Genomic DNA, 17,519 nt, shown 5'->3' with positions numbered 1-17,519 from the left:
TTGCAGGGAAATAACGTATGACCCAACACCACCTCGAACTGCTGATGTACACCGCCCCCGAGCCCATTCGCGCGGCCAACGAACGCTGGATTTCCCGCATCCTCGAACACCTTGGCCGCTCCCGCCTGGACGCCGCCAGCCTGTCGCTCCCCGAGCTTTGGTTATCCCCCGATCTGCTGCTGACCCAGACCTGCGGCTATCCCCTGATGACCTTGTTGCGCGATCAGGTACGCATCGTCGGGCGTCCGCGCTACGAAATGCCCGACGCCACTGCCGGCAAGCACTGCAGCCTGATCCTCTGCCGTGCCGATGATGCGCGCAAAACCCTGGCGGATTTTCGCGGCAGTCGCGGGGTGATCAACAGTGAAGACTCCAACAGCGGCATGAACCTGTTGCGCCAGCGTCTGGCGCCATTGCACCGCGACGGGCAGTTTTTCGCCACGGTCGGCATCAGTGGGGCGCACCGCGAAAGTCTGCGCTGGCTGCGTGAAGAGCGCGCCGATCTGGCGGCCATCGACAGCGTGACTTATGCCTATCTCGCTCAGCATGCGCCGCAAGAAGTCAGCGGTTTGCGGGTGGTGACGCGCAGTGCGTTCAGCCCGACGTTGCCGTTTATCACCGTTGCGACTGCCACTGATGAGCAGATCGAACAGTTGCGCCGGGTTATGAATCAGGCGTTGGGTGAGTTGCCGGATGTGGCGCAGATACTTGGTTTGCCTGAAGTGTTGCCCGCCAGTGATAGCGACTATCAGATTCTGCTCGACTATCGGCGTGAGGCTGAAGAGTTGGGTTATGGCCGCTTGCGCTAAAAGATCGCAGCCTTCGGCAGTTCCTACAGGTTGAACGCATTTCAAATGCAGGAGCTGCCGAAGGCTGCGATCTTTTGCTCTTATATCTCCAAATAGAATATAAAAATGAAATATAAATCTTATTAATGCATAAGGCGCCTTGTTACGATCGCGCCACCGGATCACCGGACATTCAGCGACCCCTTACCCAGGAGCCCTTATGTCCGGCGCCGACACCGTTCACCGCAATCATCTCGACGCACTGTTCCGCGCCCACTATCGCTGGCTATGCACTTATCTGCGCCGGCAATTGCACGACGCCGAAAGTGCGGAAGACATCGCTGCCGAAACCTTCGCGCAGTTGCTCCAGTCACCCAGTGTCACGGCGATACGTGAACCCCGCGCCATGCTCACCACGATTGCCCAACGCCTGCTCTATCAGCGCTGGCGCCGGGCGGATCTGGAGCGCCGGCATGCGCAGCAGATCGACGTCGATGTCGCTATCTCGCCTGAAGAAATCGCCCAACTGAGCCAGACCCTCAAGCGCCTCGACCACAGTCTGCAACGTCTGCCCGGCAAGGTCCGTTCGACCTTTTTGCTGGCGCGGATCGATGGCCTGACTTACCCGCAAATTGCCGCCGAACTGGGCATCTCCCAGCGTTCGGTCAGCGCTTACATGAGCCGTTCCCAGACCCTGTGCGACCGCCACAGCGCCAATCAAATCCTGACAGACAAGAGGTCCGCATGAGATCGATCAAAACCCTGCTCGGCCGTTCGCTGCTGGCGCTGAGCCTGAGCGTCGGCGCTGTTTCGGCGGCGGAGAAAACTGCGCCGATTCACTTCGGTGACATCACTTGGGAAAGCGGCAGTTTCATCACCGAATTGCTGCGCCTGATCGTCGAAAAAGGTTACGGCTACCCGACCGATACGCTGCCCGGCAGCACCGTCAGCCTGGAAGCGGCGCTGGCGAAAAACGACATTCAAGTGATCGGCGAAGAATGGGCCGGGCGCAGCCCGGCGTGGGTCAAGGCGGCCAATGAAGGCAAGGTGTTTGGCCTAGGCGATACGGTGAAGGGCGCGACCGAGGGCTGGTGGGTGCCGGAATACGTGATCAAGGGCGACCCCGAGCGCGGCATCAAACCATTGGCCCCGGAGCTGAAGTCGGTGGCCGACCTGCCGCGCTACAAGGACGTATTCCGCGACCCGGAAGACCCGAGCCGTGGGCGTTTCCTCAACAGCCCGACCGGCTGGACCTCGGAGATCGTCAACAGCCAGAAGCTCAAGGCCTATGCGCTGACTGACAGCTACGTGAACTTCCGCACCGGCTCCGGCGCGGCGCTGGATGCCGAGGTGGCGTCGTCGATCAAACGCGGCAAACCGGTGCTGTTCTACTACTGGTCGCCGACGCCGTTGCTCGGTCGCTTCAAACTGGTGAAGCTCGAAGAGCCGCCGTTCGATGCCGAAGCCTGGAAGACTCTGGCCGATGCCAGCAACCCGAATCCCAAGGGCACCCGCTCGATGCCGGCGAGCCTGGCGATAGGCGTGTCGGCACCGTTCAAGGCGCAGTATCCGGAGCTGGTGACGTTCTTCGAGAAAGTCGATTTGCCGATTGATCTGCTGAACCAGACGCTGGCCGGGATGAGCGAAAAGCGTCAGCCACCACGGCAGGTCGCCGAAGCATTTTTGCGCGACCAGCCGCAGGTGTGGCAGGCGTGGGTGCCGGGGGAGGTGGCGAGCAAGGTGACGGCGGGGCTTTGAGTTTCAACTGTTTGATCGGTGGCGTTTGAGCTACCGCCTTCGCGAGCAAGCTCGCTCCCACACTGGGTCCATGGCTTGCCCGAATCCAGTGTGGGAGCGAGCTTGCTCGCGAATAATCCACCGGCCTACGCCGCTTCTGCCGCCAACGCCGCCATCACGGTCGGCCGCTGCTCGACGCGCGCCTGAAACCGCGCCAGCGCCGACCACTGCGCCAAATCAATGTCAAACAACCCGGCCCAGCGTAACACCACAAACAACAACGCATCCGCCACGCTGAAGCCGCTCGGCAGCAGATACTCCTGCTGCTCCAGCACCGCGACCAACACCGCAAAACGCCTGAACAACTTCTCCTTGATCACCTCGGCCGGCAGGCGCTCATCGAACAGCGCACCAAGGCCGCCGTGGATCTCGCTGGAAATGAAATTCAGCCACTCCTGCAAACGCAGCCGTTCAAAACTGCCGGGTGCCGGCGCCAATCCTGTCTGTGGTTGCAGATCCGCCAGATATTGCAGGATCACCGGACCTTCGGTCAGCACCGCGCCGTCGTCCAGTTGCAGGGCCGCGACATAGCCCTTGGGGTTGATCGCGAGGAAGTCTTCGCCGCTGGCCGTGCGCTTGCTGCGGTTGTCGACGCGGATCAGCACGAAGGGCAGCTTCAGTTCGCGCAACACAATGTGCGGCGCCAGTGAACAGGCTTGCGGGGCGTAATACAGCTTCATCGGCAGCTCTCTGGTGAGGATTTGGCGCCAGTGTCATAGTGCGCCGCACCCTCGGTAAAATTAATCTTTCAGAAAGCAGCCATAAGGACAGCTACTGCCATGATGAACCTGATGCATTGGCGGCTGGTGGTCGCCGTGGCCGATCACGGCAACATCACCCGCGCTGCCGAGCGGGTCGGCATGACGCAGTCCGGGGCGAGCCAGGCCCTGGCGCTAATGGAAGAAACCCTCGGTGTGCAACTGTTCAGCCGCGAGAGCCGCCAGACGCTGCCCACCGCCATCGGCCTGCCGGTGATCGAACAGGCGCGGCTGATGCTCGGTGCGCTGGAGACCATTCGCCAGACTGTCGACAGCGTTCGCCCGATGCTGCGCGGGACGATTCGTCTGGCAAGTTTCCCCATGGTGCTGGCGAGTTTTCTGCCGCCGCTGCTGCGCCAGTTCAATCGCCTGTATCCGGGGATCGAAGTGGTGGCGCTGGAGGTCAGCGATGACGAGGTGGAAACCCTGCTCGCGGCCGGTCTGGTGGATGTCGGCGTGGTGCTCAACCCGGCGCCTGAGCGCAACGCCGGGCCATTGGGTCGTGATGAATGGGTGGCGGTGGTGCCGGCAGGGCATCCGCTGGCGCTGCGAGGCAGTGAGCAGGGTGTCAGCCTGCATGAGCTGACGGCGCTGCCGTTTGTGTTGGCCACCGGCGGTTGCTCGACCAACGCCCGCAGCCTCGCCGCCGACGCCGGATTGCAGTTGCAGGATGTGCGGGTCGAGGTGCGCGAATGGAGCAGCGCCTTCACTCTGGTGCGGGAAAACCTCGGCGTGACGCTGGTGCCGGAAATGACCTTGCCGGCCGAGCGTCAGGGCTTGCGGGTGATTGCCTTGCAGCCACGTATCGAACGGGTGTTTTCGCTGGTGCTGCCTGCGGGGCAGACGCCGTCAGCGGCGGTGCAGGCATTGCTGGATCTGCTGGCGGATACGACGGTCGCTGCCACTCGCTGAACCGTTTCTTGTGCAAAAAGTGCCAGATACTGGCCGACTAGTGGCCTTGCGCAAGGCTTCGCGCTGGCTATGCTGAGCTGTAACTAACTATGTCGACCGTCATCGGTTAGCCGTGATTTAAACGCTGCCAGAGTGCGCATTCAAAGGCACCGGACACTGAACCAACAAGGAGCCTGTTTTACATGGAAGTTCTTCTGCACGTTAGGGCTGGCCCGCTCGCGGGCTATCAAGAGAAGGATGTCTTGATTAGAGCGTCGCTGCATGGACTCTTTGATTAAACGTCATTTATCACCTGACAACTTCCTCCTGTGGAGGAATGCGTGTGCCTGTTCTGTGGAACGTAGTGGTGGATTCTGAAAGACCTGAACTTTCATCAAATCAAAAGACCGCGCGGAAGGTGATACAACCATGTTCAACCTACATCACAAGGCTGACCTGCAGCAGATCGAGCGTTTCAGCTGCGCCTTGACCGAAGCCAACGCCAAGCTGGAGGCGATCAGCCGTTCGATGGCGATGATCGAATTCACCCCCGAAGGCATTGTTCTGGATGCCAACGAAAACTTCTGCAAGACCATGGGCTACAGCGCCGAGGAAGTGCGCGGCAAACATCACCGGGTGTTTTGCGAAGAAGCGTTTTACCGCAGCGAGGAATACGCCAGATTGTGGCGCGACCTGGCCCGTGGTGAGCCGATCAGCGGCACGTTTCTGCGCTTGAACAAGTCCGGCAAGGAGATCTGGCTCGAAGCCAGTTACATGCCGGTTTATGGTCCGGACAAACAAGTCAAAAGTGTGATCAAAGTGGCGGCGGACATCACCGCCCGGGTCAACAAAGAGCACGAAGAAGAAAGCATGCTCGCGGCAATCAGCCGTTCGATGGCGGTGATCGAGTTCACGCCCGAAGGCAACGTGATTACCGCCAACGACAACTTTCTGAAAACCATGCAGTACTCGCTCAACGAAATCGTCGGCCATCACCACAGCATGTTCTGTCACCGTTCCGAGTCCGAATCGGCGCAGTACAAGGCGTTCTGGGCATCGCTCAATCGCGGCGAATATCACTCGCACCGTTTCGAACGCAAGAACAAGTCCGGGCAGATGGTTTATCTCGAAGCCTCGTACAACCCGCTGTTCGACACCAAGGGCCGGTTGTACAAGGTGGTGAAGTTCGCCAGCGACATCACCCAGCAGATGACGACGCTGCAAAACGCCGCGGAATCGGCCCACAGCACCTCGGTACAGAACGACGCCTGCGCGCAAAAAGGCTCACAGGTCGTGCAGCAAACGGTGCAGATCATTCAGGACATTTCCCGCGACCTCAACGAAGCGGCGCTGAGCATCGATGCGGTCAGCAAGCAGTCGGACATCATCGGCACCATCGTCCAGACCATTCGCGGCATCGCCGACCAGACCAACCTGCTGGCGCTCAACGCCGCTATCGAAGCGGCCCGGGCCGGTGAGCACGGGCGTGGCTTTGCGGTGGTGGCGGACGAGGTGCGCAGTCTCGCGGCGCGCACCAGTCAGGCGACGCTTGAGATTGTCGAAGTGGTGCGCAAAAACCATGACCTGTCACTGAGCGCGGTGTCGAGCATGCAGTCGAGCCTGAGCCGCACCGGGTTGGGTGTGGAGCTGGCGAACGAGGCGGGGGAGGTGATTCTGGAGATTCAGCAGGGATCGCGTCATGTGGTGGATGCGATCGGGCAGTTCAATGCGACTTTGCAGCTGAACTGACACCCATCAACAACTGTGGGAGTGAGCCTGCTCGCGATTACGGTGTGTCAGTCACTGGATAAGTAACTGATGTATCGCTATCGCGAGCAGGCTCACTCCTACATTGGTTTCCAAGCAACTTTCAGGTCAAAGCGCCGCGAGAAACTTGTCCGCCAGCTTGTCGCTGTCCTTGACGTCATTGACGTTCTCTTTGTCCGCCTGCGCCAGTTTCATCTTGTCCTGCAGACGCTCGGCAATCTCTTTGCCGATGGCCAGTTGTTTCTCCGGCGGCATGGCTTTGATGTCGTCTTCGGTGATGCCCATGCTCTGAAGGATACTGTCGCGCAGACGTTGTTCCGGCGACTTGCTCATGTAGTCCTTGAACGCGTCGGTGGCCGAGGTCCCGGTGGTGGTGCCGGCCGCCGTGGCATCGGTGGTTTGCAGGCCGACGCGGGTCTTGGCGAACGCTTCGTCGACGTTATCGCTGATGCGCGTAGCGGCGGCCACTTGCTGGGTAGCGATCTGCGTGGCCGAATCCTCGACCTTTGAGGTTGCATCGGTGGCTTGCGACTGAGCCTGGTTCTGCAGCGATTGCAGCATGGCGCCGTGCAGGCCGCTTTGCAGACCGGCAGCGGCGGTCGTGGTCGCATCATCCACTGGCCGCTTGGGCAAGTGGACGAGTTGCTGCTGTTTGGCACTGACCAACATCATGATGGAGACCTATGAATAATTGCAGACGGGCATGACGCAGCAATTACCGTGCCTTTGCGAAGAACCACATGATTTCAACGGGTTATGCGACTTGTGCGCCGAGCAAAGCGGTCATCCTTTGCCGTCAGGCGGCAGAGGGTGACCGCGTGGTGGTCAGCGATGGGCAATGTTTTCCAGCGCCAGATTGCGCGTACGCGGGCCGAACCAGCCGATGGTCAGCATCACGATCAGCATGCTGCTGACAATGAACGCGAGCACCCCGGGCGTGCCGAAGTGGTCGAGGAACAGCCCGATCAACAGGCTGCTGAACACCGTCGATAAACGGCTGAACGAATAGCAGAAACCCACCGCCCGCGCACGGATGTTGGTCGGGAACAATTCGCTCTGGTACGAGTGATAACTGAAGCTCAGCCAGGCGTTGCAGAAGGTGATCATCACCCCGCAAAAGATCAGGCCGAAGGCGCTGGTCTGCAGCGCGAACAAGGTGCCGAACGTCATGGCGCCGAGGGCCGAGCCGACGATCTGCCATTTATTCTCGAAACGGTTGGCGAACTTCACGAACAGCAACGGCCCGAGCGGGTAGGCGAGGGTGATGATGAACGCGTACATCAGGCTGTGGGTGACGCTGACGCCCTGGCCGGAAAGCAGCGCCGGCAGCCAGTTGCCGAAACCGAAGAACCCGATCGCCTGAAACACGTGAAACACGATCAACATCAACGCCCGACGCCGGTAGGGCGGTTGCCAGATATCGGCGAAGCGGCCCTTGCCCTCGACGTCGACGGGCACCGCTTCCGGGGCGTCCAGCGGTTGGCGGTGATCCTTCTCGCAGCGGGCCTCTATGTCGTCGAGAATCCGGTTCGCCTCATCGAACCGCCCATGCTGCGCCAGCCAGCGCGGCGACTCCGGCAGACGCTTGCGCAGCCACCAGATGAACAGCGCAAACACCGCGCTCGCCAGCACCACCCAGCGCCAGCCGGACACACCGAACGGAGCCTGCGGCACCAGCCACCACGACATCAACGCCACCGCTGGCACCGAGAGAAACTGCACGAAAAAGGCGAAGGCAAACGCCGAACTGCGCATGCGTTTGGGCACCAGTTCCGAGAGGTAGGCATCGATGGTCACCAACTCGATACCGAGGCCAATGCCCACCAGAAAGCGCATGCAGATAATGCCCAGCGCCGAGCTTTGAATCCCCATCAGCACCGTGGCCACGGTGTACCAGACCAGCGCAAAGGTGAAGATCGCGCGGCGGCCGAAACGATCGGCCAACGGGCTGAGCAGGCTGGCGCCGAGGAACAGCCCCAGGAAGGTCGCCGAAGCGAACGCTGCCTGATCGGAGTAGCCGAACACGCCTTGATTGCCGGTGGCAAAGATCCCGTCACGGATCAGCCCGGGGCTGATGTAGGCAGTCTGGAACAAATCGTAGAGTTCGAAGAAACCACCAATCGACAACAACGCGACCAATCGCCAGATGGTGGCGACGGCGGGCAGGCGGTCGATGCGGGCGGAAATCTCGGCGGCGCGTATCGGGTCGATGCCGTCGCGTTGCGCGGCGGCGGGGGCGTGAGCAGTCATCGGCGGATCCATTTTTTATTGATGGAAAAGCTTAGCCTGCTATCAGAGTTGATGGATTGTGAATATCGGCGGTTTGCCCGGGAATACCGCCGATTTCTTGCAATAACTACTTACCAATTAACGATTTATGCCTCAGCGGCGGAATCGGGCAGCGCCGACGCCGGCAAGCCGAAGATGCGATCGAACAGCCAGTTGAAGGCAAACGTGTAGCACGGGATGAAAATGATCAGCGCCAGATCCAACAGGAACGCCTGCACCAGACTGATGTTCATCCACCAGGCAATCAGCGGGATCAGGAACACGATCAGCGTCAGTTGAAAACCCACGGCGTGGGCGATGCGCCGTTTGACCGTGCGTGTGCGCGACTTCTGACGGCTTTCCCAGTGCTCGAACAACGAGGTGTAGATGAAGTTCCAGGTCACGGCGATGGTGGTGATGATCACCGCCAATGGGCCGGTGCTGCCCGGCGAAGTGCCGGACAACAGCGCCAGACCGAGGGCGGAGAAAGTCATGCCGATCACTTCATAAAGCGACACATAGACCAGTTTGCGTTTGACGCCTTGCATGAAAATTTGCCTCTGTCTTGAACTCGATGGCCAGCGGGACTGGCGAAGGCGACGAAAGATAGCTTCAATAGGCGTGACAGAAAAAGTCAGTAGCTTTCAGTTTTGGTGATAGGTGGTGGTTTGAATTTCAACAGCGACAGCATCGAATTGTTCCTCGCCGTGATCGAGCGCGGCTCGTTCTCCGCAGCCGCCCGCGCTTTGGGTCGGGTGCCTTCGGCAGTGAGCATGGGCATCGGTAATCTGGAAGCGGAACTCGGTTATCCGCTATTCGACCGCAGCCATCGTGAACCGCAACCGACGGCGATGGCGCTGTCACTGGTGCCCCATGCGCGGCTGATTGCCGAGCAGCTCAAGCAACTGCAAGTGCACGCGGTGGAGTTGTCGCTGGGGCTGGAGAGCAAGCTGTCGATTGGCGTAGTCGCCGACATCGACCGGCGCCGCTTGCTCGCCGCGATCAAGGTGATTGCCGAGCGTCATCCGCTGCTCGACATCGAGGTGCTGACCGCGCCGCAGGACGACGTGCTGGCGATGCTGCACAGTGGCCGCGTCAGCGTGTGCCTGGCGTTCGCCGGGTTGAGCATGAACGTGCTGGAGCGTTTTCAGTTTGTCGGCAGCGAACGGATGATTGCCACGCTGGCGGCGAACAGTCCGTTGTTGCAGGGGCAGGATCTGTTCCTCGAAGACCTGGTGCACGTGCGGCAGATCTTCGTCGCCAGCCGTGATTTGCCGATCAGCGAAACCCGGCCGCTGGTGGCCGAATCGCACTGGCGCACCGACACGCTGGAGACGGCGCTGGAGATGGTTGAGGCGGGGTTGGGCTGGGGCAATTTCCCGTTGTCGGTGGTGCAGCCGTGGCTGGACAGTGGGCGCTTGAAACGCCTGAATTTCCGCAATATCGAAAACGGCCTGGTGCTGCCGGTGCATGCGGTGTGGCTCAAGAGCCAGCCGCTGCAGAAGGGCGCATCGGCCCTGGTCGAACTGCTTAGCCACTGAACCCGACACAGATCTCCTGTGGGAGCGAGCTTGCTCGCGAAGGCGTCGTGTCAGCTGGCATTTGCTTATCTGAAACACCGCCTTCGCGAGCAAGCTCGCTCCCACAGGGAGATTGGGTTTCACCTTGGCATTTGTGACCACCCCAGGGATTTCAGAGCTCAGGTACTCTCGCGAATCTTCAATTCAAAACCCATATCCTCAACCGGCCGCGCCACGCTGTTGCCGGCCATCAGCGTCAACATCTGCTCCGCCGCACGCCGGCCGATCGCTTCGCGCGGGGTGTTGATGCTGCTCAGGCGCGGGACCATGTGTTCGGACATCGGCAAGTCGTTGAAGCCGAGGATCGCCACCTGTTCGGGGATCCTGATGCCGTTGCGCAACGCTTCGAGCAGGGCACCCTGCGCCAGGTCATCGTTACCAAAGAAGATCGCATCGACGTCCGGATGCGCCGCCAGCAATTGCAGAAACAGTTCACCGCCCAGGCCCACGGACGAGGCGCGCGGGGTCAGCACTTCCAGGTCCGGGTCGTAACGACCGGCCTTCTGCAAGGCTTTGCGGAAACCTTCGCCACGCAGCAACGTGCGCTGATCGAGTTGCGCGCCGATGTAGGCCAGGCGCTTGCGCCCTCGGGAGAGCAAATGCTCGGCGGCGGTTTCGCCGGCGCTGAGCTGCGAGAAGCCCACACAGTTCACCCCGGCAGCGCTGTCCAGTTCCATCATGTACACGCAGGGAATATTGCTGGCCTCGATCATCCGCCGCGAACTTTCCGTGCGATCAAACCCGGTCAGCAGAAAGCCGCGCGGCTGATAGGCCATGTAGTTGCGCAGCAGGTTTTCTTCTTCATCGCGCGAATAGTGAAAGTTGCCGATCAGCACTTCGAAGCCCTTGGGCGTGAGCACCCGATGAATGGCTTCCAGCGTATCGATGAACAACAGGTTGGACAGCGACGGCACCAGCACCACCACCGAATGGCTCTGCGCCGAGGCCAGGGCGCGGGCGGCAGGGTTGACCACGTAGTTGAGTTCGAGCGCGGCTTTCTGCACTTTTTCCACCAGTTCGGTGGCCACGGTGCTGACCCCACGCAGGGCGCGGGAGGCGGTAATCGGACTGACGCCGGCCAGACGGGCAACTTCATTAAGGGTGGGACGGCCGGTGGTGCGAGTGTTTTTATCGTTTTTAGGGGTGGTCATCGGGCGGCTTGCCAAACAAAAATCAAGGCACTAAGGTAGCGCTGTCCTGATGCAGCTGCAAATGCGTAAGCGAGGTCCTGCCTGATCCTCGCTTTTTGGCGTTGGGCGAAAACCTGCTGCAACCCAAAAAAACGACAAGAAGGCGTCGGCAACTTCTGCCTGTGCACTAGAGTCATAGCTAGCAAAGGTAGCGCTGTCTGCGCGCTGAGGTGTTATATGAGTCATCCCATCACCGCCCTGGTCATCATGGGCGTTGCCGGTTGCGGCAAGACGTGCGTCAGCCAGGCCCTGTGCCAATTGAGCGGCGCCACTGCCATTGAAGGCGATACTTTTCATCCGGCCGCCAACATCGAAAAGATGAGCGCGGGGATCCCCCTGAACGACGACGACCGTGCCGGCTGGCTCGACAGCCTGTGCGTCGAGCTGCGTCGTGTCGATGCACTCGGCGAGCGCCCGGTGCTGACCTGCTCGGCCCTTAAACACAGTTATCGCGAAGTGCTGCGCAGTGCCTTGCCGGGCCTGGGCTTCGTGTTTCTTGAGCTGACCCCTGAAGTCGCTGCCGACCGCGTGTCCCATCGCCCGGGCCACTTTATGCCGGCGACGTTGATCGAAAGCCAGTTCGCCACCCTCGAATCGCCGGTTGGCGAGCCGTTGACCCTGGCGCTGAATGCTTCGATCCACAGCGTTGAAGAACTGGCGGCCCAGGCGCACGTCTGGTGGCAGGCCCATGGTCTGAAACAGGCGGTATGAGTGTGTTGAAAGAGCTAGCGCTGTCCTCACGAATTCTGTTTAACCCGCTTTAATAACAACAACAAGCCAGGAGACACCCCCAATGTTTGGCATGTCCCACGACGCCTACCTGCTGCTCGATGCAGTGGTCACGGTGATCGGACTTATCATCCTGATCACCAAATTCAAGATTCACCCCTTTATCTCCCTGACCATCGCGGCCGCGTTCCTCGGTCTGACGTCGGGCATGCCGATCGGCACCATCATCAAGGCGTTCCAGGACGGTTTCGGTGGCGTGCTCGGTTTCGTCGGCATCATCCTCGCGCTGGGCACCATGCTCGGCAAAATGATGGCCGAATCCGGTGGTGCCGATCAGATCGCGCAGACCCTGATCCGTGCGTTCGGCAAGGACAAAGTGCAGTGGGCAATGATGTTCGCCGCATTCCTCGTCGGTATTCCGCTGTTCTTCGAAATCGGCTTCGTGCTGCTGATTCCGCTGGTGTTCATCGTTGCCCGCCGCACTGGCGTGTCGATCATCAAGATCGGTATTCCACTGCTCGCCGGTCTGTCTGCGGTACACGGTCTGGTGCCGCCGCACCCGGGCCCGCTGCTGGCGATCGGCGTGTTCGGTGCCGACATCGGCAAGACCATTCTCTACGGTCTGATCGTTGCGCTGCCGACGGCCATCATTGCCGGTCCGATCTTCGGTACGTTCATCGCCAAGCACATCCCCGGTCATCCGAATCAGGAACTGGTCGATCAACTGGCCCGTGAAACCGATTCGCAGAATCTGCCGAGCTTCGGCATCACCCTGATCACCGTGCTGCTGCCGGTGTTCCTGATGCTGCTGAAAACCTTCGCCGACGTGGCGCTGCCGGACGGTCATTTCTTCCGCACCTGGATGGACATGATCGGTCACCCGATCTCGGCACTGCTGCTGGCGCTGTTGCTGTCGCTGTACACCTTCGGTCACAAGCAGGGCATCGGTTCGCAACAGATGCTCAAGTGGCTGGACGCAAGCCTGGCGCCAACCGCCGCGATCATCCTGATCATCGGTGCTGGTGGCGGCTTCAAGCAGATGTTGGTGACCAGCGGCGTGGGCGACGTGATCGGCCACATGGCGGTCAGCGCGCAGATCTCGCCGATCCTGCTGGCGTGGCTGGTGGCGGCGGTGATTCGTATTGCTACCGGTTCGGCGACTGTGGCGACCATCACGGGCGCGGGCATCGTAGTGCCGGTGGTGGGGATGATTCCGGGCGTCAACCGTGAGCTGCTGGTACTCGCTACGGGCGCTGGCTCGTTGATCCTGTCCCATGTGAACGACGCCGGTTTCTGGCTGGTGAAGCAGTACTTCAACATGACTGTGGCCGAGACCTTCAAGACCTGGACGGCGATGGAAACCATCCTGTCGGTGGTTGCGTTGGGCTTTATCCTGCTGTTGTCGCTGTTCGTTTAAACGGCGTTTTGCAGGCACAAAAAAACCGCAGCGATGCGGTTTTTTTGTGGGTGATGATTTCTTTGTTACACACAGAGCCAGTGTGGGAGCGAGCTTGCTCGCGAAAGCGGTGGGTCAGTCAGCATTGATGTCGCTGACACGACGCCTTCGCGAGCAAGCTCGCTCCCACAGGTGATAGGTGTCAGGCGGTTTTCGGGGTCAGGCCATCGGCCCGGAACATCCCGCGAATCCCGCGCACGGCCTGCCGAATCCGGTCCTGGTTTTCGATCAGCGCGAAGCGCACGTGATCGTCGCCATACTCACCAAAGCCAACCCCCGGCGAGACGCAAACCTTGGCCTCGGCCAGCAGCTTCTTGGCGAACTCCAGCGAGCCGAGGTGCGCGTAAGCCTCGGGAATCTTCGCCCAGACGTACATCGAAGCCTTCGGGTTCTCGACCATCCAGCCCAGTTCATGCAGGCCTTTGACCAGCACGTTGCGACGCTGACGATACTGCTCGGCGATGTCGCGCACGCATTGCTGATCGCCTTCGAGCGCAGCAATCGCCGCCACTTGCAGCGGGGTGAAGGTGCCGTAGTCGTGGTAGCTCTTGATCCGCGCCAGAGCGTTGACCAGCTCCGGGTTGCCGACCATGAAGCCGATGCGCCAGCCCGCCATGTTGTAGCTCTTGGACAGGGTGAAAAACTCCACCGCAATGTCCTTGGCGCCGGGCACCTGCATGATCGACGGGGCTTTCCAGCCGTCGTAGACGATGTCGGCGTAAGCCAGATCGTGCACCACCAGCACGTCGTACTGCTTGGCGAGGGCGATCACCCGTTCGAAGAAATCCAGCTCCACGCATTGCGCGGTAGGGTTGGACGGGAAGCCGAGGATCATCATTTTCGGCTTCGGGATCGAACCGCGAATCGCCCGCTCCAGTTCATCGAAGAAGTCCACACCGGGCACCAGCGGCACCGAACGCACCTGCGCACCGGCAATCACCGCGCCGTAGATGTGAATCGGGTAGCTCGGGTTCGGCACCAGTACCGTGTCGCCCTGATCCAGGGTCGCCAGCATCAAATGCGCCAGGCCTTCCTTGGAACCGATGGTGACGATGGCTTCGCTTTCCGGGTCGATATCGACCGCGTAGCGTTCCTTGTACCAGTTGGAAATCGCCCGGCGCAGACGCGGAATGCCCTTGGACGTGGAGTAACCGTGGGTGTCTTCGCGCTGGGCGACCTGGACGAGTTTTTCGACAATGTGCGGCGGTGTGGCCCCGTCGGGGTTGCCCATGCTCAGGTCGATGATGTCTTCACCACGGCGCCGCGCGGCCATCTTCAGCTCGGCGGTGATGTTGAAAACGTAAGGGGGGAGTCGATCAATGCGCGCAAAGCGGCGCGGCGAACCTTGTTCAGCCATTGTTGCCTCGGATAACGTAAGCGCCCGGAACCGTCCGAGCGACGCTGGTCACTGCGGTGACCTGTGGCGGAAGATAAGGGCTGTGATGGCAGACTGTCCAGCCTGCGAGCAAACAAATTTTTCCCAAGGAAATCGGTAGATGGAATTCACCAGTGGCTTCTTGCTGAGCCTTTCGTTGTGCCTGGACATCGGCGTGGCCAACATCGCGATGATCACCCTGGCGATGCAGCGCGGTTACTTTCAGGGCTTCGCGCTGGGCCTCGGCACCTGCGTCGGTGACCTGATCTACGCGGTGCTGGCGCTGGCCGGAATGACCGTGTTGCTGCAATACGAAAGCGTGCGCTGGGTGCTGTGGATCGGCGGGTCGGCGCTGCTGATCTACTTTGCGGCGAAGATGATCTATTCGGCGATTCACCACGAAGCGCAGTTGGCGGCGACGGCGGAAGTGGGGCAGAACTCGCATCGCAAGGAGTTCTTCCGCGGGATTTTCCTCGCCATGTCTTCGCCGAGCGCGATCCTCTGGTTCGCCGCAGTTGGCGGTACCCTGATCGCCCGCTCCGGTGGCGGCGGCCCGCTCAGCTCGGCGCTGTTCCTCGGCGGTTTTCTCTGCGCCGGTCTGCTGTGGTCGGCCGGCCTGTGCTTCGCCGCAAGCCACGGCGGCAAGTTGCTGGGTGACAAGCTGCTGCGCTACTCCTACATGGCATCGGCGGCGATCTTCTGCTATTTCGCGGTTTACGTGATCGTATCCGGTTATAACGAGTTCGTTGGCTCCGGGGCCGCCGACCAGTTGCACGCCTTGTAACATTGCGAATCGGGTTTGGCTTCTATACTCAGCAGCCGAACCCCTACTTTTGTTCCAGGAGTCGAGTCATGGATGAGCAAAAACGCGTCGAAGTGGCTGAACCTCGCTTCGAACATGGACACTTCCTGCTGATTGCAGGTTTTCGTGGTCGATTTACCCAGGACACTGCCAAGGACATCCCCGCGCTGTGGGAAAAGTTCTTGCCGCATCTGGGAAAGATTCAGGGACAGAAGAACGAAGTGACCTACGGCGTCTGCAGCAATTTCGACGGCCAGGGTGGCTTCGATTACATCGCCGGGGTGGAAATCAGCAAGCTCGATGACCTGGACCAGAAGGTCTACCAGTGGGTCGAAGTGCTGCCCCGGCAATACGCAGTGTTCGAGCACAAGGGACCGCTCGATCAATTGCCGCAGACCCTGCAATACATCTACAAGACCTGGCTGCCGACCTCCCACTACGTGGAACTGAATGCCCCGGAGCTGGAACGTTACAGCGCCGATTTCAATCCGCGACTGCACACCGGCAAACTGGAAATCTGCGTGCCGGTCGATACCAAGGCCTGAGTCAACAAAACATGAGGCGGATCACTGATCCGCCTCATGCCGTTCAACCGCGCTTGCCCTTGGACACCCGTCGCGCCCGCAACAGGTCGATGCCCAAGGTGATAAAGCCGAACGTACTGATGCCCAACACCATCAACAGGCCGATTTCAACGCTGCTCATAAGCGGTTTCCCCCCAAGGGTGATCAGAGACACCCCGAGAAATAGCCCGCCCCGAACCCGAAGAAAAGCGCTTATACGCAAGCTTTACGCCGCCCGCGCAGATCGATATGCATGCCTTATTCCTTTATGCTTTCGGCACTTTCTTCTGCTGATTTCCGAGCTGCCATGAACACCGTCATCCGCAACGTCACCGCCGCCGACCTGGACCGCTGCTACGCCATCGAAACCGTGGCCTACGAAGGCGATGAAGCCGCCACCCGCGAAAAGATCGCCACGCGCATCGCCACCTGGCCGGAGGGCTTTATCGTCGCCGAGGTGGACGGTGTGGTCGCCGGTTTTATCAACTCGGGTGCGGCGTTTGAGGTGCAGATGTCGGACGAGGCCTTCAAGGAACTGATCGGCCACGACCCGCAAGGGCCGAACGTGGTGATCATGTCGGTGGTGGTGCACCCGGACTATCAGGGCCAGGGCCTGGCCAAGCGCCTGATGGCCGAGTTCATCGAACGCATGCGCGGGCTGGATAAAGCGACGATTCATCTGATGTGCAAGGAACAGCATATTCCGCTGTACGCCGGTTTTGGCTTTGCCTACATCAAACCGTCGGAGTCGGATCACGGCGGCATGGCGTGGCACGAGATGATCCTGACCCTCTGAAAATCGCTGCAAGCCCAAATGTGGGAGCGGGCTTGCCCGCGAAGGCGGTGTGTCAGTTGCCAATGATTTATCTGACACGACGCCTTCGCGGGCAAGCCCGCTCCCACAGGGGAGCAGTGGTGACTCGTTGATAGGTGTCAGTAGAGAGTGTCGCTTACTCTTTTCGATGCTTCGCGGTCGTAGGTCTCGGCGTCAAACTGCCCGTCGTTCAAACGCTTGTGAAACGCGCCCGCAGAGGGCAGGGCCGAGCGCGGCAGGTGGGTTTCCGGGTTCCAGGCGTCAGAGCGCACAAAGGCTTTCGAGCAGTGGAAAAACGCTGCCTCTACCGTCACCAGCAACACCGTTTTCGCCGGTTTGCCGTTCACCGCAAAGCTTTCCAGTAGCTCAGGGTCGGCGCTGATGGTCGCGGTACCGTTGACCCGCAATGTCTCGCCGATACCCGGAATGATGAACAACAGCGACACCCGAGGATCGTGCAGCACATTGCGCAGGGTATCGATGCGGTTGTTGCCCGGGCGATCCGGCAGGGCCAGGGTATTCTGGTCGATGATCCGCACGAACCCCGGCGCATCGCCACGGGGCGAATTGTCGAGGCCGTCGGCGCCCACCGAGCTGACGATCACCAGCGGCGAGACCCGCACCATCGCCTGATAATCCTCGTTGAGAAACCCGATCTGCTTGCGCACCGCGCGGTCGTGGGGCAGGCCGTAAATAGCTTCCAGGGCTTCGATTGAATCGATCATCTTCTCTCCCTCGATG

The 17,519-nt window shown here is 60.4% G+C and carries 18 protein-coding genes and 1 pseudogene; 12 read left to right on the top strand and 7 right to left on the bottom strand.

All coding sequences use genetic code 11. The features are described 5' to 3' along the window. Positions 1-17 precede the first annotated feature (17 nt). The 3 genes from PMI25_RS08465 (at position 18) to PMI25_RS08455 (ending at position 2,546) form a co-directional block, all read left to right on the top strand. Positions 18-809: a phosphate/phosphite/phosphonate ABC transporter substrate-binding protein gene (locus PMI25_RS08465; protein ID WP_007969338.1), complete on the top strand. Its 792-nt coding sequence runs from the start codon at positions 18-20 to the stop codon at positions 807-809. A 199-nt stretch (positions 810-1,008) separates the two neighbouring features. Continuing rightward, a complete protein-coding gene (locus PMI25_RS08460; protein ID WP_007969339.1) occupies positions 1,009-1,536 on the top strand; it encodes a sigma-70 family RNA polymerase sigma factor in 528 nt (175 codons plus the stop codon). Then, positions 1,533-2,546 (top strand): ABC transporter substrate-binding protein, encoded by a 1,014-nt coding sequence (locus tag PMI25_RS08455; RefSeq protein WP_007969341.1) that lies wholly within the window; start codon positions 1,533-1,535, stop codon positions 2,544-2,546. The genes PMI25_RS08460 and PMI25_RS08455 overlap by 4 nt, the downstream gene beginning before the upstream one ends. Positions 2,547-2,671: 125 nt before the next feature. Here PMI25_RS08455 and gstA read toward each other — a convergent pair whose 3' ends face one another. After that, entirely contained in the window at positions 2,672-3,265 is a 594-nt protein-coding gene (gene gstA / locus PMI25_RS08450) for a glutathione transferase GstA (protein ID WP_007969342.1), read from the bottom strand. A 99-nt stretch (positions 3,266-3,364) separates the two neighbouring features. On the opposite strand from gstA, the gene PMI25_RS08445 reads away from it, so the two are divergent. The 3 genes and pseudogenes from PMI25_RS08445 (at position 3,365) to PMI25_RS29875 (ending at position 5,983) form a co-directional block, all read left to right on the top strand. Then, complete coding sequence (locus PMI25_RS08445) at positions 3,365-4,255, top strand: LysR family transcriptional regulator (protein WP_007969343.1); 891 nt, start codon at positions 3,365-3,367, stop codon at positions 4,253-4,255. Positions 4,256-4,663: 408 nt separating this feature from the next. Then, a pseudogene (locus PMI25_RS29880) lies at positions 4,664-5,440 on the top strand (PAS domain-containing protein); the annotation flags it as partial. Positions 5,441-5,443: 3 nt separating this feature from the next. After that, a complete protein-coding gene (locus PMI25_RS29875; RefSeq protein ID WP_256214240.1) occupies positions 5,444-5,983 on the top strand; it encodes a methyl-accepting chemotaxis protein in 540 nt (179 codons plus the stop codon). A gap of 126 nt (positions 5,984-6,109) precedes the next feature. Here the strand turns inward: PMI25_RS29875 and PMI25_RS08435 are convergent, their stop codons facing one another. The 3 genes from PMI25_RS08435 to PMI25_RS08425 form a co-directional block, all read right to left on the bottom strand. Beyond that, complete coding sequence (locus tag PMI25_RS08435; RefSeq protein WP_045122030.1) at positions 6,110-6,670, bottom strand: hypothetical protein; 561 nt, start codon at positions 6,668-6,670, stop codon at positions 6,110-6,112. Between the two features lie 156 nt (positions 6,671-6,826). Next, positions 6,827-8,251 carry an MFS transporter gene (locus PMI25_RS08430; RefSeq protein WP_007969347.1) on the bottom strand — a complete coding sequence of 475 codons (1,425 nt, stop codon included), beginning with the start codon at positions 8,249-8,251 and terminating at the stop codon, positions 6,827-6,829. A 125-nt stretch (positions 8,252-8,376) separates the two neighbouring features. Continuing rightward, complete coding sequence (locus PMI25_RS08425) at positions 8,377-8,817, bottom strand: PACE efflux transporter (protein WP_007969348.1); 441 nt, start codon at positions 8,815-8,817, stop codon at positions 8,377-8,379. A 120-nt stretch (positions 8,818-8,937) separates the two neighbouring features. Here PMI25_RS08425 and PMI25_RS08420 point away from each other — a divergent pair, with 120 nt between their 5' ends. Continuing rightward, positions 8,938-9,810, top strand: coding sequence for a LysR family transcriptional regulator (locus tag PMI25_RS08420; RefSeq protein ID WP_007969350.1), 873 nt, complete (start codon positions 8,938-8,940; stop codon positions 9,808-9,810). Between the two features lie 158 nt (positions 9,811-9,968). Here PMI25_RS08420 and PMI25_RS08415 read toward each other — a convergent pair whose 3' ends face one another. Further along, positions 9,969-11,000 carry a LacI family DNA-binding transcriptional regulator gene (locus PMI25_RS08415; protein WP_007969351.1) on the bottom strand — a complete coding sequence of 344 codons (1,032 nt, stop codon included), beginning with the start codon at positions 10,998-11,000 and terminating at the stop codon, positions 9,969-9,971. 216 nt (positions 11,001-11,216) lie between these two features. Between PMI25_RS08415 and PMI25_RS08410 the strand changes: the two genes are divergently transcribed. Both PMI25_RS08410 and PMI25_RS08405 read left to right on the top strand, forming a co-directional pair. Continuing rightward, positions 11,217-11,750: a gluconokinase gene (locus tag PMI25_RS08410; protein WP_007969352.1), complete on the top strand. Its 534-nt coding sequence runs from the start codon at positions 11,217-11,219 to the stop codon at positions 11,748-11,750. Positions 11,751-11,832: 82 nt separating this feature from the next. Beyond that, positions 11,833-13,185: a GntP family permease gene (locus PMI25_RS08405; protein ID WP_007969353.1), complete on the top strand. Its 1,353-nt coding sequence runs from the start codon at positions 11,833-11,835 to the stop codon at positions 13,183-13,185. Positions 13,186-13,366: 181 nt separating this feature from the next. Here PMI25_RS08405 and alaC read toward each other — a convergent pair whose 3' ends face one another. Next, entirely contained in the window at positions 13,367-14,581 is a 1,215-nt protein-coding gene (alaC, locus tag PMI25_RS08400) for an alanine transaminase (protein ID WP_007969354.1), read from the bottom strand. Between the two features lie 139 nt (positions 14,582-14,720). Between alaC and PMI25_RS08395 the strand changes: the two genes are divergently transcribed. The 3 genes from PMI25_RS08395 (at position 14,721) to PMI25_RS08385 (ending at position 16,760) form a co-directional block, all read left to right on the top strand. After that, positions 14,721-15,383 carry a LysE family translocator gene (locus PMI25_RS08395; RefSeq protein WP_007969355.1) on the top strand — a complete coding sequence of 221 codons (663 nt, stop codon included), beginning with the start codon at positions 14,721-14,723 and terminating at the stop codon, positions 15,381-15,383. A 68-nt stretch (positions 15,384-15,451) separates the two neighbouring features. Then, a complete protein-coding gene (locus tag PMI25_RS08390) occupies positions 15,452-15,946 on the top strand; it encodes a GyrI-like domain-containing protein (RefSeq protein ID WP_007969356.1) in 495 nt (164 codons plus the stop codon). Positions 15,947-16,271: 325 nt separating this feature from the next. Beyond that, positions 16,272-16,760, top strand: coding sequence for a GNAT family N-acetyltransferase (locus PMI25_RS08385; RefSeq protein ID WP_007969359.1), 489 nt, complete (start codon positions 16,272-16,274; stop codon positions 16,758-16,760). Between the two features lie 137 nt (positions 16,761-16,897). Here the strand turns inward: PMI25_RS08385 and PMI25_RS08380 are convergent, their stop codons facing one another. After that, complete coding sequence (locus PMI25_RS08380; RefSeq protein ID WP_007969361.1) at positions 16,898-17,503, bottom strand: pyridoxamine 5'-phosphate oxidase family protein; 606 nt, start codon at positions 17,501-17,503, stop codon at positions 16,898-16,900. Between the last annotated feature and the right edge of the window lie 16 nt (positions 17,504-17,519).

The organism is Pseudomonas sp. GM30 (assembly GCF_000282275.2).
In the GTDB taxonomy this organism is placed as follows: domain Bacteria; phylum Pseudomonadota; class Gammaproteobacteria; order Pseudomonadales; family Pseudomonadaceae; genus Aquipseudomonas.
This window is presented reverse-complemented; position numbering and strand designations above follow the sequence as displayed.

Coding starts and splice junctions, on each gene's coding strand:
- PMI25_RS08405 (WP_007969353.1), top strand. CDS start 11,833: ATGTTTGGCATGTCCCACGACGCCTACCTGCTGCTCGATGCAGTGGTC.
- PMI25_RS29875 (WP_256214240.1), top strand. CDS start 5,444: ATGACGACGCTGCAAAACGCCGCGGAATCGGCCCACAGCACCTCGGTA.
- PMI25_RS08415 (WP_007969351.1), bottom strand. CDS start 11,000: ATGACCACCCCTAAAAACGATAAAAACACTCGCACCACCGGCCGTCCC.
- PMI25_RS08445 (WP_007969343.1), top strand. CDS start 3,365: ATGATGAACCTGATGCATTGGCGGCTGGTGGTCGCCGTGGCCGATCAC.
- PMI25_RS08390 (WP_007969356.1), top strand. CDS start 15,452: ATGGATGAGCAAAAACGCGTCGAAGTGGCTGAACCTCGCTTCGAACAT.
- PMI25_RS08385 (WP_007969359.1), top strand. CDS start 16,272: ATGAACACCGTCATCCGCAACGTCACCGCCGCCGACCTGGACCGCTGC.
- PMI25_RS08380 (WP_007969361.1), bottom strand. CDS start 17,503: ATGATCGATTCAATCGAAGCCCTGGAAGCTATTTACGGCCTGCCCCAC.
- PMI25_RS08395 (WP_007969355.1), top strand. CDS start 14,721: ATGGAATTCACCAGTGGCTTCTTGCTGAGCCTTTCGTTGTGCCTGGAC.
- PMI25_RS08465 (WP_007969338.1), top strand. CDS start 18: ATGACCCAACACCACCTCGAACTGCTGATGTACACCGCCCCCGAGCCC.
- PMI25_RS08425 (WP_007969348.1), bottom strand. CDS start 8,817: ATGCAAGGCGTCAAACGCAAACTGGTCTATGTGTCGCTTTATGAAGTG.
- PMI25_RS08430 (WP_007969347.1), bottom strand. CDS start 8,251: ATGACTGCTCACGCCCCCGCCGCCGCGCAACGCGACGGCATCGACCCG.
- PMI25_RS08455 (WP_007969341.1), top strand. CDS start 1,533: ATGAGATCGATCAAAACCCTGCTCGGCCGTTCGCTGCTGGCGCTGAGC.
- PMI25_RS08435 (WP_045122030.1), bottom strand. CDS start 6,670: ATGTTGGTCAGTGCCAAACAGCAGCAACTCGTCCACTTGCCCAAGCGG.
- PMI25_RS08410 (WP_007969352.1), top strand. CDS start 11,217: ATGAGTCATCCCATCACCGCCCTGGTCATCATGGGCGTTGCCGGTTGC.
- alaC (WP_007969354.1), bottom strand. CDS start 14,581: ATGGCTGAACAAGGTTCGCCGCGCCGCTTTGCGCGCATTGATCGACTC.
- PMI25_RS08460 (WP_007969339.1), top strand. CDS start 1,009: ATGTCCGGCGCCGACACCGTTCACCGCAATCATCTCGACGCACTGTTC.
- gstA (WP_007969342.1), bottom strand. CDS start 3,265: ATGAAGCTGTATTACGCCCCGCAAGCCTGTTCACTGGCGCCGCACATT.